Annotated in this window: 15 protein-coding genes; 11 read left to right on the plus strand and 4 right to left on the minus strand. The window is 72.4% G+C overall.

What is annotated here, in order from left to right; genetic code table 11:
- Nucleotides 1–33: 33 nt before the first annotated feature.
- The 7 genes from ACIA5C_RS14790 (at nucleotide 34) to mutM (ending at nucleotide 5244) form a co-directional block, all read left to right on the plus strand.
- Nucleotides 34–528 carry a hypothetical protein gene (locus ACIA5C_RS14790; RefSeq protein ID WP_396055595.1) on the plus strand — a complete coding sequence of 165 codons (495 nt, stop codon included), beginning with the start codon at nucleotides 34–36 and terminating at the stop codon, nucleotides 526–528.
- A 123-nt stretch (nucleotides 529–651) separates the two neighbouring features.
- Entirely contained in the window at nucleotides 652–1218 is a 567-nt protein-coding gene (locus tag ACIA5C_RS14795; RefSeq protein WP_396054618.1) for a YceD family protein, read from the plus strand.
- A gap of 5 nt (nucleotides 1219–1223) precedes the next feature.
- Nucleotides 1224–1397, plus strand: a complete 174-nt coding sequence (rpmF, locus tag ACIA5C_RS14800) for a 50S ribosomal protein L32 (RefSeq protein ID WP_364107323.1) — start codon at nucleotides 1224–1226, stop codon at nucleotides 1395–1397.
- Nucleotides 1398–1498: 101 nt separating this feature from the next.
- Nucleotides 1499–2401, plus strand: coding sequence for a phosphate acyltransferase PlsX (locus ACIA5C_RS14805; RefSeq protein ID WP_396055597.1), 903 nt, complete (start codon nucleotides 1499–1501; stop codon nucleotides 2399–2401).
- On the plus strand, nucleotides 2391–3158 hold the full coding sequence (gene rnc / locus ACIA5C_RS14810) for a ribonuclease III (RefSeq protein ID WP_396054621.1): 768 nt from the start codon (nucleotides 2391–2393) through the stop codon (nucleotides 3156–3158). The genes ACIA5C_RS14805 and rnc overlap by 11 nt, the downstream gene beginning before the upstream one ends.
- Nucleotides 3155–4357, plus strand: coding sequence for a hypothetical protein (locus ACIA5C_RS14815; protein ID WP_396054623.1), 1203 nt, complete (start codon nucleotides 3155–3157; stop codon nucleotides 4355–4357). Before rnc ends, ACIA5C_RS14815 begins: the two co-directional genes overlap by 4 nt.
- 35 nt (nucleotides 4358–4392) lie before the next feature.
- Nucleotides 4393–5244 (plus strand): bifunctional DNA-formamidopyrimidine glycosylase/DNA-(apurinic or apyrimidinic site) lyase, encoded by an 852-nt coding sequence (mutM, locus tag ACIA5C_RS14820; RefSeq protein ID WP_396054625.1) that lies wholly within the window; start codon nucleotides 4393–4395, stop codon nucleotides 5242–5244.
- 3 nt (nucleotides 5245–5247) lie between these two features.
- On the opposite strand, the gene ACIA5C_RS14825 is transcribed toward mutM, so the two are convergent.
- Genes ACIA5C_RS14825 through ACIA5C_RS14835 form a run of 3 tightly spaced genes read right to left on the minus strand, consistent with a single transcriptional unit; the run spans nucleotide 5248 to nucleotide 8778 of the window.
- Nucleotides 5248–5796 carry a spherulation-specific family 4 protein gene (locus ACIA5C_RS14825; RefSeq protein WP_396054627.1) on the minus strand — a complete coding sequence of 183 codons (549 nt, stop codon included), beginning with the start codon at nucleotides 5794–5796 and terminating at the stop codon, nucleotides 5248–5250.
- Nucleotides 5797–5836: 40 nt separating this feature from the next.
- On the minus strand, nucleotides 5837–7213 hold the full coding sequence (locus tag ACIA5C_RS14830; protein WP_396054629.1) for a hypothetical protein: 1377 nt from the start codon (nucleotides 7211–7213) through the stop codon (nucleotides 5837–5839).
- Nucleotides 7210–8778 carry a DUF3492 domain-containing protein gene (locus ACIA5C_RS14835; RefSeq protein ID WP_396054631.1) on the minus strand — a complete coding sequence of 523 codons (1569 nt, stop codon included), beginning with the start codon at nucleotides 8776–8778 and terminating at the stop codon, nucleotides 7210–7212. The genes ACIA5C_RS14830 and ACIA5C_RS14835 overlap by 4 nt, the downstream gene beginning before the upstream one ends.
- Nucleotides 8779–9431: 653 nt before the next feature.
- On the opposite strand from ACIA5C_RS14835, the gene ACIA5C_RS14840 reads away from it, so the two are divergent.
- The 4 genes from ACIA5C_RS14840 (at nucleotide 9432) to ACIA5C_RS14855 (ending at nucleotide 16270) form a co-directional block, all read left to right on the plus strand.
- On the plus strand, nucleotides 9432–9626 hold the full coding sequence (locus ACIA5C_RS14840) for a hypothetical protein (RefSeq protein WP_364107337.1): 195 nt from the start codon (nucleotides 9432–9434) through the stop codon (nucleotides 9624–9626).
- A 237-nt stretch (nucleotides 9627–9863) separates the two neighbouring features.
- Nucleotides 9864–13442, plus strand: a complete 3579-nt coding sequence (smc, locus tag ACIA5C_RS14845; RefSeq protein WP_396054634.1) for a chromosome segregation protein SMC — start codon at nucleotides 9864–9866, stop codon at nucleotides 13440–13442.
- Between the two features lie 2 nt (nucleotides 13443–13444).
- Nucleotides 13445–14062: an HAD family hydrolase gene (locus ACIA5C_RS14850; protein WP_396054636.1), complete on the plus strand. Its 618-nt coding sequence runs from the start codon at nucleotides 13445–13447 to the stop codon at nucleotides 14060–14062.
- Between the two features lie 99 nt (nucleotides 14063–14161).
- Complete coding sequence (locus tag ACIA5C_RS14855; RefSeq protein ID WP_396054638.1) at nucleotides 14162–16270, plus strand: M1 family metallopeptidase; 2109 nt, start codon at nucleotides 14162–14164, stop codon at nucleotides 16268–16270.
- A 20-nt stretch (nucleotides 16271–16290) separates the two neighbouring features.
- Here the strand turns inward: ACIA5C_RS14855 and ACIA5C_RS14860 are convergent, their stop codons facing one another.
- Complete coding sequence (locus tag ACIA5C_RS14860; protein WP_396055599.1) at nucleotides 16291–17433, minus strand: FAD-dependent monooxygenase; 1143 nt, start codon at nucleotides 17431–17433, stop codon at nucleotides 16291–16293.
- Nucleotides 17434–17446 lie beyond the last annotated feature (13 nt).

Here is a 17446-nt window from a genome sequence, read left to right on the forward strand (position 1 = left end):
AGCGTGGGTGGGATGGACAGGAGTGAGGCACCGGTGGATCCGCTCGACCGCATCGACGAGATCATCGAACTCGTCCAGGAAGCGCGCTCCGTTCCGATGTCGCGGACGAACTTCATGTTCGATCGGGCCGACATGGTCGAGCATCTCGACGTCCTGCGCTCCGAGCTGCCGTCCGAGCTGCGCAAGGCGGCCGCGGTGCTCGACGAGCGCGACCGCATCATCGAGGCCGGCCGCCGTGAGGCCGATCGCATCATCAGCGAGGGTGAGGCCGAGCACGCCCGGCTGGTCTCAGTCAACGAGATCACGGTGAGCGCCGAGCACGAGGGTGCCCGCATCATCGCCGAGGCCCGCACCGAGGCCCAGCGGCTGCGCGAGGAGGTCGACGACTACGTCGACACCGCCCTGGCCAACTTCGAGCAGTTCCTCACTCGGGCGCTCGCCTCGATCGAGCGTGGCCGCGACAAGATGCACGCGCTCCGCGAGATCGGCACCTTCCAGGGCGAGGACGAGCGCCCGCTGCCCTTTTAAGGGGCCCGCTGCCCTTTTAAGGGGACAGGGCCGAGCCTTTTCAAGGGGACAGGGCCGATTCGACGGTCGCCCGGCAGCTCAGGTAGCCTTGCCTGTCGGCCAACCCGAGGCTGAGAGTTCAGGATGCCCAAAACACCGCAGCAGAATCACCTTGATCCCAGGCAGCCGCTGGTCGTCGACACGACGAAACTTCCCCGGCAGCCTGGTGCGACGCGTGCCCTGAAGCGGGCGGTTCCGGCACCGCAAGAGCTCGGCCTCGAGCTGATCAAGGTCCCCGAGGGGTCGGAGCTCGAGCTTGATCTCGTGCTCACATCGGTCTCCGAGGGGGTCTACGTCAGTGGGCACGTCCGCGGTTCACTCACCGGTGAGTGCGGGCGCTGCCTCAATGAGATCAGCGAGTCCTTCGACGTCTCGATCGCGGAACTGTTCGCCTACGCGGACAGCACCACCGAGGAGACGACCGACGAGGACGAGGTGGGCCGGATGCAGGGCGACCTGCTCGACCTGGAACCGGTGGTCCGGGACGCGGTGGTGCTGACGCTGCCGGCCAACCCGCTCTGCCGCCCTGATTGCCCAGGCCTGTGCCCCGAGTGCGGGGTGCATTTCGACGACCTTCCGGCCGATCACAGCCATGAGGACGTCGATCCCCGCTGGGCCGCTTTGCGTAATCTCACGAACAACGAGGAGTAGGTACCGTGGCCGTCCCCAAGCGCAAGATGTCGCGCAGCAACACCCGGTCCCGTCGGGCGAACTGGAAAGCGACCGCGGTCGTGACCCAGGCGTGCCCGCAGTGCAAGTCGCCGAAGCTGCCGCACACCGCCTGCTCGGTCTGCGGCACGTACAACGGTCGTCAAGTCCTCGAGGTCTGAGCGTCGCTTAAGTGACGCGCCCGGCTCTCGGGCGGGTCGCACCTGAGCGTTGGCGAACCACCGGTGCACCGGCTCCCGATCGGGAGCCGGTCACCGCGCGGATCGCCGTCGACCTCCTCGGCGGGGACCATGCTCCCGCCGTCGTGGTTGACGGCGCTCTGCGCGCCTGCCAGGCCGACCCGGCCCTACACCTGCTTCTCGTCGGCCCGACTGATGCGGCCGGCGAGCTTCTTGCTGCCCTCGACCCGGCCGATCACGCCCGCGTCACCACGCTGGCGCTGAGCAACGAGCCGGACATCGAGAGCGGCGTACGCGCGGCCGTGCTGGCGGTCGCCCAGGGCGCCGCCGACGCCGTCGTCTCGGCCGGCAACACCGGCGCCACGGTCACCTCGGCCGCCCTGAGCCTGGGTCGCTGGCCGGGCGTACGCCGTCCGCCGCTCGCCGCGGTCCTCCCGACCGAGTCCGGTCGCCTCGTGCTGCTCGACGTGGGCTCCTCGGTCGACCCGGACGCGCGGACCCTGGCCACCCACGCCCGCCTCGGTGCGGCCTACGCCGCGATCGTCCACGAGGTCGTCGAGCCCCGGGTGGGCCTTCTCACCATCGGCACCGAGCGTGGCAAGGGCGACCGCCTGCGCCGTGAGATGCCCCGTGTCCTGAGCCACCTCGCCCTCCCGGCCGGCGCGCGCTACGCGGGCCTGGTCGAGGGCAACGACGTCGTGCTGGGCGCGGCCGCCGACGTCGTGGTGACGGATGGTTTCACCGGGAATGTCCTGCTCAAGGGTCTGGAGACCGCGTACGCCCGAATCGGCCCGCCCGGGCCGCCGGAACCGGCGGTGCCGCGTGCCGCCATCCTTCTGGGCGTCGACGGCACCGTCGTGGTCTGTCACGGCGCCGCGATGAGTCCCGACGTGGCGGCGGGCATCGCCCTCGCCGCCGATCTGCACCGCCGGGCCGCCGTGGCGGCCATCGAACAGATGATCAACGAGGTGTCCCATGATGAGTGACAAGCGCCGCCGGCCGCCGACCGCTCCGCTGGAGGAGGCGTTCGGAGTGCCGTTCGAGCCCGCCCTTCTCGAGCGTGCGCTCACCCACCGGTCGTACGCCTACGAGAACGGCGGCCTGCCGACCAACGAGCGGCTGGAGTTCCTGGGCGACTCGGTGCTCGGCGTGGTGATCACCTCGGCGCTCTTCCACAACCACCCCGACCTGCCCGAGGGCCAGCTGGCCAAGCTGCGGGCGAGCGTGGTCAACATGCACGCGCTGGCCGACGTCGCGCGCGGCCTCGGCCCGCAGGGTCTCGGACCGCACCTGCTGCTGGGCAAGGGCGAGGAGACCACCGGCGGCCGCGACAAGGCGAGCATTCTGGCCGACACGCTGGAGGCGCTGCTCGGCGCGATCTACCTGGAGCACGGCCTCGACATCGCCGGCCAGGTGATCCACCGGCTGTTCGACCCGCTGATGGCCGAGTCGGCCGGTCGGGGTGCCGCCCTCGACTGGAAGACCAGCCTGCAGGAGCTGACGGCGGCGCTCGGGCTCGGCGTCCCCGACTACGTGATCGAGGATTCCGGGCCAGATCACGCCAAGACCTTCACCGCGTGGGTCGTGGTGGCCGGCGAGCGTTATGGCGGCTCCGAGGGCCGCAGCAAGAAGCAGGCCGAGCAGCGGGCGGCGGCGGCCGCCTGGCGCACGCTGAGCGAGCGGCAGGCCTCGGCCAACGGCAAGGCGTCCGGGGAGAAGCCGGTCGACGAGGAATCGGTGTGACCCTGTCCGACGAGGAAAAGAGCGTCGAGAGGGCGCCGGCCGCGGGCGGCGGCGAGAGCCTTTGGCGTACGGCGGGGGCCTGGCGAGGTGTCGGCGTCGCGTTCGGCATCTACGTGCTGACCAGGGTCGTCCAGCTGGTGATGCTGGCCTGGCTCAACCACTCGGCCGGCCACGAGGGCGGCGTGCGCGGCCGGTTGCTGGTGTGGGACGCCGGGTGGTTCCTCAAGGTGGCGACCACCGGCTACCCGCACGGGTACACCGAGGACATGGCCGGCCGGCTGCAGGGCAACGAGCTGGCGTTCTTCCCGCTCTACCCGATGCTGATCAAGCTGTTCGCGGTGTTCGGGACGACCCCGGAGACGGCCGCGATCGCGGTGAGCTGGGTCGCCTCGGCCGGTGCCGCGCTCGGGCTCTACCTGCTCGGCACGAGCCTCTACAACCGCCGTACGGGCTATGCGCTGGCCGCGATCTGCCTGACCGCCCCGGTGTCGATCGTCTTCTCGATGGCGTACTCGGAAGGGGTTTTCCTGGCCTTCGTGGCCGGGATGCTGGTCGCCGCGCATCGCCGGGTGTGGTGGGCGGCCGGCCTGCTGGGGCTGGCCGCCGCGCTGACCCGCCCGACCGGCGCCGCTGCCGCACTCGCGCTGGCCGTGGCCGCCCTGATCGAGGTCGGCCGCATCCGCCGGGAACGCGATGCGAGCATCTGGCCCCCGATCGCGGCCGCGGCCGTCGCGCTGGCCGGCGTGCCGGCGTTCCTGGTCTGGGTCGGCAACCGGGTCGGTGACCCGGCCGCCTGGTTCCGCATCCAGGCCGCCGGCTGGGGCACCTCGTTCGACTACGGCACCAGCACGATCAAGTTCGTGAGCGAGACGCTGGCCGACGGCGACGGCTGGGTCCCGATCAGCGTCGCGCTCATCCTGATCGCCGCCGCGGTCGCGGCCCTCGTCGCGCTGGCCGGGAAGCCCTGGCTGCCGCTCGCGGTTTACGGGGTCGTGGCCATGGTGCTGGTCTACGGCCAGGCCGGTTTCTACCACTCGAAGCCGCGCCTGCTCGTGCCCGTACTGTTGACGCTGCTGCCGGCCGCGATCGCCGCCGGCCGCGCCCGTCCGAGGGTTGCGGTGCTGTCGATCACGGCCTGGGCGACGTTCGGCCTCTGGTACGGCGCCTACCTGGTCGCCGTATGGCCCTACACCATCTAAGAGGCTGGCCCTACACGATCTGAAGGGGAGAAGCAGTGCCTGAGCTGCCCGAGGTCGAGACCGTGCGGCAGGGCCTGGCCAAGTGGGTGGCCGGCCGCACGATCAAGACGGTCGAGGTGCACCACCCGCGGTCGATCCGCCGGCACCTGCCCGGTGACGCCCATTTCATCGCCATGCTGACCGGACGCACCATCCTGGACGCGTCCCGGCGCGGCAAATATCTCTGGCTGCCGCTCGACTCCGGCGACGCGATCATCGGCCATCTCGGGATGAGCGGTCAGCTGCTGATGCAGCCGGCCGAGGCCGAGGACGAGAAGCACCTGCGGATCCGCTTCACCTTCACCGACGGCGGTCCCGAGCTGCGCTTCGTCGACCAGCGCACGTTCGGCGGGCTGTCGGTCAGCGAGGACGGCGCCGAACTCCCGCACGAGATCGCGCACATCGCCCGCGACCCGATGGACGAGCTCTTCGACGACGACGCGTTCGTCGACCGGTGGCGCAGCCGGCACACCGAGGCCAAGCGGGCCCTGCTCGACCAGACGCTGATCTCCGGCGTCGGCAACATCTACGCCGACGAGGCACTGTGGCGCGCGAGCCTGCACGGCGCCCGCCCGACCGACCAGATGACCAGGCCGGCCGTACGCCGCCTGCTCGGCCACGTGCGCGACGTGCTCGGCGAGGCCATCGTGGCCGGCGGCACCAGCTTCGACGAGCTGTACGTCAACGTGAACGGCGAGAGCGGCTACTTCGAGCGCGCGCTCAACGCGTACGGCCGCGAGGGCGAGCCGTGCCGCCGCTGTGGCACCGCGATGCGCCGGGAACAGTTCATGAACCGCTCGTCGTTCAGCTGCCCGCGCTGCCAGCCCCGGCCGCGGGCGCCCCGCTGAGACTCAGCTTTCGGCATGGGCCGCGCTGAGCGCCGGTGACGCGTCGGTGGCCAGACCGAAGCCGGCGCCCCGGCGGCCCATCAGCCGGCGGGCGGCGGTCAGCAGGTTGGCCGGCACGCCGTGCACGATGTGCCCGTCGCCGGGTCGCACGCCGTCCCCGGCCCAGCTCTGATAGGCCGACCACGGCCCCTCGAAGACGCAGATCCGCACCCCGAGGTCCCGGTAGAGCGGGTGGGTCGGCACGCCCGGGTTGAGCACCACCCGGTGCAGGCCGCGCCGCGCGGCCAGCCGGATGGTCAGCGCGACCGGGCCGACGCCGCCCGAGCCGGCCGGCGCCCGATCGAGGAACAGCCCCTCGGCACCGTCGTCCCGCCACGCCTCGACGTCGGCCAGCACGTCGGCCAGGGAGCGGCTGCCCCAGTCGAGGTCGATGCGACCGAGTGCCTGGTGCAGGGTGCGGCGCTCGCCGGGCATCTCCCGCACGATCCAGGTCTCGGCGTCCAGCTCCAGCTCGGGGGACGGGTGGGCGTACGGGGGGAACAGTGTCTTCACGATGTTCTCCACTTCAGCGTTGTCGGCGGCGGCGGGTGGCTCAGGGTTGGCGGCGGGTGGCGGTGAGGGCGACGATGATCAGGCCGACGGCGTGGGTCGCGGCGAGCACGGTGACGGCGTCGGGCAGGGCGCCGGCCGCGGGCAGCGGCAGCAGGGGCAGGGCGGCCACGGCGAGCGGCGGCGTGGCGGCCACCGTGGCGGCCACCCCGGTCCGGGTCCGCGCCGCCAGCAGGAACGTGATCGCGAAGACGCCGCCGAGCAGCGTCCCGCCGGCCAGCTCGAGCACCCCGGCCCGGGTGCCCTGCAGCGCCGCCAGCTCGATCGGCATCCGGTAGGCGGCGACCGCCAGCGCACATCCCACGGCCAGCGGTGGCAGCAGCCCGGCCAGCGTGATCAGCGTGACCCCGCGGACCTGCCGGCCGTAGTCGGCCCCGGTCTCGGTGGCGTCCAGCGCGGCCTCGACCTGATCGCTGTGCCAGCCGATCAGCGCCTCCAGGATCGGCACCGCGAGCAGCAGCGGAAGCCAGAACGGCATGGTCGACCCGGACGGCCCGGCCCGCCAGAGCAGGCCCACGCAGATCGCCTGGGACGCGCCGATGATCAGGTATCCGCCGCCGCGCTTGATCTCGGCCGGCGTCGGCCGGACCCGGCGCCCCGGCGTGCCGGGCAGGAAAAGCGGACGGAAGGCGCGGATCGCGGCGACCACGATCGCCGCCGGAAGCAGGGTGTCGATCGGCAGCGGGATCGGCAGGGCAACCCCGGCCATCTCGGCCCCGGCGAGGCCGGCCAGCAGCCAGCAGGGCAGGCTCCACCGTACGATCGCCGCCGCGGCCCGGGTGACCACCGCCGCCGTGACGGTGGCCAGCGACGTCAGCCCGCCCAGTCCGATCACCAGCGCGAGCACCCGATGCGGCCCGAGCAGACCGGGCGGGGCGACCCAGACGAGCGCCGACCAGAGGCCGGCGGTCGCGGCGAACCCGCCGCCGATCAGCCGGGCCGCCGTGGCCGGCCCACCGCGGCGGGCGACCGCCACGCCGACGCTGGTCAGGGCCTGGGCCGCGGTCCAGCCGAGCAGCAGCGTGAGCAGCGGGACCGGCCAGGCGACCTGGCTCAGCGGTCCGGCCGCGGCCACCGCGACGCTGAGCGGCCCCAGGTAGAGGCCGCAGCGCAGCAGGGCGGACCCCAGGTAGTAGCGGCGTACCGGGGCCCGGCGGCTGCCCTTGCCCGGCGCGGCGTGGCGGAACCGCAGGGTGGTCGGTTCCTCGACCAGCCGGTCGGGTTCGGGCGGGGGCGCCTGCTGCGGCGGCGCGGTGGTGATCGGCGGGTCGGAGAGGGAGTGCCGCGGCTCGGCGGGCCGGCGGCGCCGGGACCGGACCGGCGTGGTCGTCCGGCGCGGCCGGGACGGCGTGATCGTCATGCGGGGTCTCCTTCGACGGGACCGCCGGCCATCGCGGGTGTGTTCGTCTTCTCGGCTCGGGCCAGCCAGCGCATGGTCGCCGGCGGTACGCAGCGCGGGGCGGGCACGGCGAGCGCCAGTTCGAAGACCGGCGGCGGGGGCGGCGGGGCCAGGTCGGCGTAGAGCGCGCCGTAGACGCGTACCACCCGGTCGTTGGTGAAGTGGGTGAGCGCGCGCCGCCGGGCCGCGTCGCCGAGCGCGCGCCGCCGGTTCGGGGCCCGCAGCAGGTCGACGATCGCGATCGCGAGTTCGGCCGGGTCGCCCGGCTGCACGAGCATCCCGGCGTCGCCGAGCGTCTCGGCGGCCGGTCCGACGTCGACCCCGACGATCGCCCGGCCCGACATCATCGCCTCGATCAGCCGGTACGGCGGATCACCGGGCCCGGGGACGTGCGCGACCACGTGCCCGACGGTGTAGCGGTCGCGCGGGTCGGCGGGCAGCGGGTGCAGCCGCACCGCCCGGCCGAGCCCGGTCTGTTCGATCTGCTCGGCGCAGTGGTCCTCGTGCGCCGCGGTGACCCCGACCAGGTGCAGCACGGTGCCGGGGACCGCGGAGGCGACCTGTTCGAAGGCGGCCAGCAGCGGGGCGAGCCCGCTGTCCGGGCCGCCGCTGCCCGCCCAGACCACGGCCGGCTCGGTTTCCGGTTCGGAGGCACCGGGGTATTCCGACGGGTCCACCCCGGCCGGCACCTGCACCAGTCGGTCGGCCCGGGCTCCGTGTTGGAGCGCCCAGCCGTGGTGGAAGGCGCTCAGCGGGGCGATCAGGCCGGCTTCGGCGTACCCGGTGCGGGCGACCGCGACCCGGAACCGGCGCAGCACCGTGCGGACCGCCGGGGAGAGCCGTTCCTCGGCCGGTCGGTGCCGGGCGACCGGCGCCCGCGCTTCGGTGAGCAGCAGCGGCAGGCCCGACCGCCAGCGTCCGCCGAGCGCGCTGAGCAGCGGCGTCGTCCCGCCCACGCAGTGCACCAGGTCGGCGTCCGGCACCTCGACCGAGAGCGCGCCGAGTGCGTGCTTGAGCAGCGTCGCGGCCGTACGCGCGTCCCGTGTGCTGAGCCGTGGGAGCGGCACCTGGTCGGTCCCGGCGACGGCCTCCCCGGTGCGCCACGCCTGCTGCAACGCGTCGGCCAGGGGCAGCCCGGCCACGATTCCCGGGTGTCGGATCGCGGGCTCGGCGATCTGCCGCAGCCCCTGGGCGAACAGTTCGTCGGACTGTTCGGCCCCGCCGAGTATGCCCCGGCTGAGGAGTCCGGCGGCCCGCTGTACGGCTTCGGCATCGGCTCCGCGCCGGCGTTCGGCGCGCCGCGCTTCCCGCCCGATGGCGACGGCGCGGGCCGAGCCGACGTTCAGCGGCAGCGGGTACGCGGGTGCGGACGGCGGTTCCCGGTCCGTGACGGTCAGCAACTCGAAGCGGAACCGGCGCAGCCCTTCGACGAGGGTCCGGCACCATCCGCTGAGGGCATCCCGCCGGTACGGGTACCCGCCGCCGGTGAGCAGGCAGATGCGCTCTCGCGACGGGGTCGATTTCACGAAGGCTGCAACGATGCAGTGCGGGCACCCCGACGGAACGTGTCGCCTAGGCGACAGAATTTAGCGTTCTTTGCCCGATTTGTCGTCTGTTTTGCAGAGAAAGTCCGGATTCTTGTTTGCCCGGGCAGAGTCGGCGGGCGGGGAGCAGCGCGGCGCCGGTGCCGGGCGCGGGAGCGGACGTCGTCGTCGCGGGCACCGAGGGGGTTACGGTGCGGACGATCCGCGCGAGTCCGTCCGGGCGCTGCCTCCCCGCCCACCGAAGGCCGAGGAGATTTACCGAGATCACGGTAGGCAGGCAGCGGCGGGTCGGGCAAACCGGCTAAGCGAAACATAAGCCCTGGTAAAAACCCGCTTGCGTGGCATGATTCACTTGCTTCTCGGCCAGGCTGGCGCTGCGCACGGCTTGACGGAGCGTGGATATCGGCGGACTATGGAGATGTCGCCAGTCGCGCCCACTCATGCCCGGTTACAGCTAGGTGTGAGAGATCTGCACCTTTAAGAACCTTTATGAGGGTGCATGATTCTGTGCTCATGCGTGCCCGTGAGCCCAGACGTCCGGGTGCATGCTGCGCGCGCGTCGGCCGGTTTCCCGGCGTTGACGCAAGAACAAAAGACGCGGCACCACAAAGAAGCAATGCTTCCAAGGAGTCACCATGGCGAAGGCCCTCTACGGCCACGTAGGTGCGGCGCCCGACCGGCGCCTGCTCGACGAGGTCACCCGACTGCGGTCCAGGGTGTCGGCTCTGGAGTTCGAGATCACCCGCCTGCGGGCGGAGAATGATCGTCTGGCGGCGGCTGCTGCCGAGGCGGACGACATTCTGCGGCTGACCGAACCGGCGCTGACCTGATCTAGTCGGGCACCACCCCGATCGCCGAGACCCGGCGGTCCTGTCCCTCCCCTCGGCACCAAAGCAACCTGGTACGGCAACACCGCGAAATCGCGCGCCTCCACACCGTGGCGGCGCGCATCTTTTTGTCCGTTTTCTGGGTGGTCGCGTGCCAGATGAGCGCGGCGTGTACCGCAGGTGACCAGGGCTGCGGGTAGCCTGCACCCCAGTACGCTCACCGTCGACCCCCGGAGATCCGTGCACCTCAAGAGCCTGACGGTGAAGGGCTTCAAGTCTTTCGCCTCCGCTACGACGCTGCGGCTGGAGCCGGGCATCACCTGTGTGGTGGGCCCCAACGGCTCCGGCAAGTCCAACGTCGTCGACGCCATCTCCTGGGTCCTCGGCGAGCAGGGTGCCAAGGCGCTGCGCGGCGGCAAAATGGAGGACGTCATCTTCGCCGGCACGGCCGGGCGGGCGCCGCTGGGCCGCGCCGAGGTGACCCTCACGATCGACAACAACGACGGCGCGTTGCCGATCGAGTACACCGAGGTGTCGATCACCCGCCGCATGTTCCGCGACGGAGCGAGCGAATACGAGATCAACGGCAACTCCTGCCGCCTGCTCGACATCCAGGACCTGCTGAGCGACTCCGGCATCGGCCGCGAGATGCACATCATCGTCGGCCAGGGCCGCCTTGACGCGATGCTGCACGCCAAGCCGGAAGACCGCCGCTCCTTCATCGAGGAGGCGGCCGGTGTCCTCAAGCACCGCAAGCGCAAGGAAAAGGCGGTCCGCAAGCTCGACGCGATGCAGGTCAACCTCAACCGGCTGAACGACCTGACCGCCGAGCTCCGCCGCCAGCTCAAGCCGCTCGGCAAGCAGGCCGAGGTGGCCCGGCGCGCGGCCGGCATCCAGGCCGACCTGCGCGACGCCCGGCTCCGGCTGCTCGCCGACGACCTGCACACGCTGCGCACCACACTCGACAAGGAGATCGCCGACGAGTCGGCGATGCGCGACCGCCGCGAGCAGGTCGAGGCGGAAAACCGCGAGATCCAGCGCTGGCTCGCCGACCTCGAGGCGGCCCACGCCGAGGACGCGCCGCTGCTCCAGGCGGCCCAGGACACCTGGTACAAGCTGTCCGCGCTGCAGGAACGCTTCCGGTCGACCGAGCAGCTGGCCACCGAGCGGCTGCGCCACCTGGCTGCCACCGGCGAGGAGGAGCGGCCGGGACGCGACCCCGAGCAGCTGGTCGCCGAGTCGGAACGGGTGCGTGAGCAGGAAGAGGAGCTCCGCGAGGCGCTGACCGAGGACCAGATGCGTCTGGCCGAGGCGGTGGAGAGCCGCCAGGAGCTGGAACGCCAGCTTGCGGCTGCCGAGGGCGCCCTGCGTACGGCCGCGAAAGCGATCGCCGACCGGCGCGAGGGCCTCGCCAAGCTGACCGGCAACGTGAACGCGGCCCGGGCGCGCACCGAAGGTGCCGCCGAAGAGATCGAGCGACTGGCCGCCGCGCACACCGACGCGATGATGCGGGCCGAGGCCGCTCAGGCCGAGGTCGACGCGGTCTCCGAGGTGTCGTCCGAGGCCGACCGCGACAATGTGGAGCTCGACGCCCGGCACGCCGAGGCGCAGGCCGAGCACGACCAGGCCGCCGCGGTGGTCCGCGAGCTCTCGGACGCCGAGCGGGCGGCCGAGAAGGACGCGGCGAGCTGGAAGGCGCGCGAGGAGGCCCTCGCGATGGGCCTGCGCCGCAAGGACGGCGCGGGCGCGCTGCTGGCTCGGGCCGGTCAGGTGCCCGGCCTGCTCGGCAGCCTCGCCTCGATGCTGACCGTCCAGCCCGGTCACGAGACGGCCCTGGCGGCCGCGCTGGGCACGCTGGCCGACGCGGTCGCCCTCACCGGGGTCGACGAGGCGATCGAGGCGATGCGTACGCTCAAGATCGCCGACGCCGGGCGGGCCGACCTGGTGGTGGCCGGCGCCGCGGCGCCGGGCATGCAGGGACCGCTGGACGCACTGCGTCCGGTGCTGCCCGAGGGCGCCGTCTGGGCGCCCGACGTGACCTCCTGCCCCGACAACATCCGGCCGGCGCTCAACCGGGCGCTGCGCGACGTCGTGCTGGTGCCCGACCTCGCGGCGGCCGCCCGGCTGGTCGCGCACAACGCCGAGCTCCGCGCGGTCACACCGGACGGCGACGTGCTCGGCGCCTTCGCGGCGGCCGGCGGTTCGGGCAAGGCGACCAGCTACATCGAGGTGCAGGCGGCGGTCGACGAGGCCAAGGCCAAGCGGACCGCGGCCGAGCAGTCGATCGGCGAGCTCAAGGCTCAGCTGGCCGAGGCGCGGGCCGAGGTGGCCACCCGCAAGGAGGCGGTAAACGTCGCCGCCCAGGCCAAGCGGGCCGCCGAGGGTGAGCGCAACGCGGCCGCCCGCCGGCTCGCCGAGCTGGGCGCGGCCGCCCGGTCGGCCAAGGCCGAGACCGACCGGCTCGGCGCCGCCCGGCAGAAGGCCGAGTCGGCACGCGAGGCCGACCTCATGCGGGTGGCCGAGCTCGAGGAGCGGCTGCGGCTGGCCGAGGACACCCCGCTCGACGAGGAACCCTCCACCGAGGAACGGGACACGCTTGCCGCCCTCGTGCCGCAGGCCCGGCAGAACGAGATGGAGGTCCGGCTCGCCGTGCGCACGGCCGAGGAGCGGGTCGCCTCGATCGCCGGGCGCGCCGACTCGCTGCTGCGGCAGGCCAACGCCGAACGTCAGGCCCGCGAACGCGCGGCCGCCCGCCGGGCCGCCCGCGCCCGGGGCGCCGAAATCGCCCGCGCGGTCGCGCGGGGTGCCCGCGGTGCGCTGGGCCGGGTCGCGGTCTCGCTGACCGCTGCGGTCGAGGCGCGCGACGAGCTGGCCCAGGCGCGTACGGCGCGGGAGGCCCAGCTGCAGGAGGTGCGGGCGAACGCGAAGCGGCTGTCGTCCGAGTTCGAGCGGCTGACCAACGAGGTGCACCGCGACGAGGTCGCCCGGGCCGAGCAGCGCATGCGCATCGAGCAACTGGAGGCGAAGGCGGCCGAGGACTTCTCGCTCGACGTCGACACGCTGATCAACGAGTACGGCCCCGAGCAGCTGGTGCCGCCCAGCGCGGCCGAGACGGCGCAGGCGGAGAAGGACGACAAGCCGGTGCCCGACCCGGCGCCCTTCCACCGGCCGACAAGTGAGAAACGGGCCAACAAGGCCGAGCGCGACCTGCAGCTGCTGGGCAAGGTCAACCCGCTGGCGCTGGAGGAGTTCGCGGCGCTCGAGGAGCGCTTCAAGTTCCTCTCCGACCAGCTGGAAGACCTCAAGGCGACCCGCAAAGACCTGCTGACCGTGGTCAAGGATGTCGACGACCGCATCCTCGAGGTCTTCGCGTCCGCCTTCGAGGACACCGCGCGCGAGTTCCAGGCCGTCTTCCAGGTGCTGTTCCCGGGTGGCGAGGGCCGGTTGGTGCTGACCGACCCGGAAGACATGCTGACCACCGGCGTCGAGGTGGAGGCGCGGCCGCCGGGCAAGAAGATCAAGCGGCTGTCGCTGCTCTCCGGTGGCGAGCGGTCGCTGACCGCGGTGGCCATGCTGTGCGCGATCTTCCGGGCCCGCCCCTCGCCCTTCTACATCATGGACGAGGTCGAGGCGGCCCTCGACGACGTCAACCTGGGCCGGTTGATTACCCTCTTCGAACAGTTGCGGGAAAAGAGCCAGCTGCTCATCATCACGCACCAGAAGCGCACGATGGAGGTCGCCGACGCCCTCTACGGCGTGACCATGCGCTCCGGCGTCACCCAGGTGATCAGCCAGCGCCTGACGACCTCGGAGGACTGACAGTGGCGCAGCGCGACCCGGCCCGGGCCCTGCTGATCGACTTCGACGGGGTGCTGCGCCGGTGGGACCCGGCGCCGATGATCGCGGTCGAGCTGAAGTACGGCCTGAAGCCCGCCGCGCTGCTCGAGACGGCGATGGAGTGGGACGTCTACCGGCCCGCGATGGCCGGCGAACTCACCCACGACGAGTGGATGCGGGTGGTGGCGAGCCGGCTCCCGCTCCCGCCCGCTGACGCGGCCGCGGCGGTCGCCGAGTGGCAGGTCTATCGCGGCGAGGTCGATCCCGAGGCGCTTGCTTTCGTACGCGACGTGCGGGCGGCCGGCCGCAAGGTCGGGCTGGCCACCAATGCGACCGACCTGCTCCCGTCCGATCTGGACGCGCTGGAGCTGACCGGCGAGATCGACGTCGTGATCAACTCCTGGGACCTGAGGATCCACAAGCCGGCGCCCGAATACTTCGAGCAGGCCTGCCAGCTGATCGGTGAGCCGCCGAAGCGCGTCCTGTTCGTCGACGACGACGACCGCGCGGTCCGGGGCGCCCGGGCCGCGGGCCTCTCGGCCTACCGGTGGACCGGGCCGCAGCACCTGACCTACCTGCGGAAGGCCCTCGAACTCTCCTGAAAAGGACCGTCGTCTCACCGGTCCTTCACAGCTTCTTTGCAGCGGTTGTCCTAGCCTGGCGCGCGCCGGCAATTCGACGACGACCGATGCGGAGAACGCATGCTCTCCAGTGCCACCGCTCTACTGTCCGCTGTGCTGCTTGCCGCACCGGGCGCCGCCGGCGCGGGCGACCCCTACTTCCCGCTCGACGGCAACGGCGGTTACGACGCCCAGCACTACACGCTCGACCTGGGCTATGCGCCCGCGACCGGCCAGCTGCGCGGCGTCGCGACGATCACGGCGAAGGCCACTCAGGACCTCTCGGCCTTCGACCTCGACCTCGACGGGCTGACCGTGCGGTCGGCGACCGTCGACGGGCGGGCCGCCGGCTGGCGGCGGGACGGGAACGAGCTGGTGATCACGCCGGCGGCCGGGCTGCGGAACGGGCGCACGTTCACGACCGTGGTGACCTACGACGGGCTGCCGCAGCCGATCGACGACCCGGAGATCGGGGCGTCCGGCTTCCTGCGCACCGACGACGGCGTGACCGTGGCCGGCGAGCCGCACGCGGCCGCGACCTGGTTCCCGGTCGACGATCACCCGAGTGACAAGGCGGCGTACACGTTCAGGGTGACCGTGCCGAACGGGCGGTCGGTGGTCGCCAACGGCCTTTTCGCGGGCAAGGCCGCACACCCCGACGGCACCACCACCTGGACCTGGAACGCGGCCGATCCGATGGCGTCCTATCTGGCCACGATCTCGGTCGGTAGGTACGACGTGACGTCGTACGACCGGGACGGCATCCGGTTCACCGACGCGGTCGACGCCTCGCTCGACGGGCCGACCGTGAAGGCGGCGCGCACCGGGCAGCGCATGGCGTACTCCGGGGCCGAGGTCCCGGCGTACAAGCGGCTCACGCACACCGTCGACGTGCCGGCGGGCGGGGCCACGCTGAGCTTCGGGGCCGTGCTCGAGACCGCCGACACCGGCTATCTGATGGTCGAGGCGCACACCGTGGGCCAGGACAACTGGACCACGCTGCCCGAACAGAGCGGTCTGACCTTCGACTACGCGGGCGAACTGTGCCACGATCTCGACACGCATCCGTTCCTGGCGCACTACGTCTCGCAGCAGCCGGACGGCACCTGCTCGCCGGACGGGACCACCGGCCACTGGAACGGGCAGTCCTCGTTCAACTACGGCGGCGAGTTCGGCGACTGGACGATCGACCTGAAGCCGTTCGCCGGCACGAAGACCGAGGTCGCGGTCACCTACCTCACCACGGTCCCGCAGCCGGACGAGGACAGCACGCCCCGCACCGGCGTCTACCTCGACGACATCAAGGTGTCGACCGGCCACAGTGACACCTCGTTCGAGAACGACGGCGACACCTGGGACGGCTGGGCCCTCCCGCCCGCGCCGGCCGGCAGCCGGGCCAACCCCGGCACCTGGCGGTCGCTGACCGCGGCCCGGCTGCCGATGTCGGCCACCGGGCAGATCGCCCACGCGTCGTTCGCCCGCGAGCCCGAGATGCTCGCGTTCATGGCCAGGAGCTTCGGGCCGTACCCGTTCGACACCGCGGGCGGCATCGTCAGCCCGGCCTTGTTCGACTTCGCGCTCGAGACCCAGACCCGCCCGACCTACAACACCGGCTTCTTCGGCTGGCAGGACATCGCCGACAGCACGGTGGTGCACGAGCTGGCCCACCAGTGGTACGGCGACAACGTCTCGATCAAGCAGTGGAAGGACACCTGGCTCAACGAGGGCTTCGCGACGTACGCCCAGTGGCTGTGGTCCGAGCACGAGGGCCGCACCAGCGCTCAGGGGCAGTTCGACTACTCGTACAGCGAGATCCCGGCCGACGACTCGAGCTGGAACACTCCGCTGGCCGACCCGGGCGCCGACGGGGCTCTCGGCGGTGCCGTCTACGGTCGTGGCGCGATGGCCCTTCAGGCTCTCCGCATGACCGTCGGTGACTCCACGTTCTTCAAGATCCTGAAGACGTGGACGGCCGAACGGTCGGGTGGCAACGGCAATAGCCACGACTTCGCCGCGCTGGCGAGCCGGGTGACCCGGCGCGATCTGAGCGGCTTCTTCACCGCCTGGGTCTTCAGTGCGGGCAAGCCGCCCTACCCGGGTGGGTCGGGCCCGAACGCCAAGGTCACCGCCGGGCCGCCGCGGCACGGTCTTCCGGGCCTTCTGCCAACCGGCCGCACGGTGCGCTACTGACCTCCGCCGAGGGAGGGCATTCAGTCGAGCGAGGGCGGGTGCCAGTCCGCGAAGCGGGCCATCGAGCGCAGGGCCAGCCGGGGCGGGGTGACGCGCACGAGCGCGTTGCGGGCCGCCACCGCGACCGGATTACTGAGCTGCTGGCCGAGGTGGCCGACGGCCCGGGAGGCTTTCGCCACCCGCTGGCTGCGGGGTCGCCGCAGGCGGTCGTACGCCTGGAGGCCGTCCCGCCGGTGTGCGACCGCGGCCAGCACGACGGCGTCCTCGAGGGCCTGGTTGCCGCCCTGCCCAAGGTTGGGCACCATCGCATGGGCGGCGTCCCCGAGCAGGGCGACCCGGCCCTTCACGTACGTCGGCAGCGGCGTGTCCAGGCACGCGAGGTCGTCGCGGAGAACGTCGGTGGTCGCCTCGATCAGTTCGGGGATCGGGTCGTGCCATCGGCCGAACCGGGTCAGCACCCGGGCCTTCTCGTCGCCCCGCGGCTCGCCGGGCGCCGTGTTGAGGGCGGCGAACCAGTAGACGCGCTGGTCGGCCAGCGGGACGATGCCGAATTCGGCACCCCGGTCCCAGGTGATGCCGACGACCGGGTCGCGGGTCCGGACCGGCGTCACCCCGCGCCACGCGGTCACGCCGACATAGGACGGGGCGGCGGCCTCCGGCCAGAGGGCCCCGCGCACGGCGCTGCGAATGCCGTCCGCGCCGACCACGAGGTCGGCGTTCACCGTGTGCTCGCGGCCGGTGCCCGGCTCGCGCTGTGTGACCTCGCCGTCCTCGGTCACGCGGACGACCTCGGCACCGGTGACGAGCGCGCCCAGTGGCAGGGCGTCGAGCAGGATCTGGTGCAGGGCGGCCCGGTGGATGCCGATTGCGGGCGTGCCGAGGGCCTGTTCGAGTTCGCCGGCGCTGATGCGGGCCAGCCAACGGCCGTCCGGGAGGCGGGTGCCGCCGGTCACGTCCTCGTAGCCGTCCGACCGCACCCTCGTGCCGACCCCCAGGGCGTCGAGGCAGCGCAGGCCGTTGGCCTGCAGCACCAGACCCGCGCCGACCGGGCGGAGGGCGCCGACCCGTTCGAGGACGGTCACCTCCCAGCCGGTGCGGTGCAGTCCGATGGCGGCGGCCAGCCCGCCGATGCCCCCGCCGACGATCACCGCGGTTCGTGTCATCACGTCGCCCTTC

It is taken from the genome of Actinoplanes sp. NPDC051343, assembly GCF_044455125.1.
In the GTDB taxonomy this organism is placed as follows: Bacteria; Actinomycetota; Actinomycetes; order Mycobacteriales; family Micromonosporaceae; genus Actinoplanes.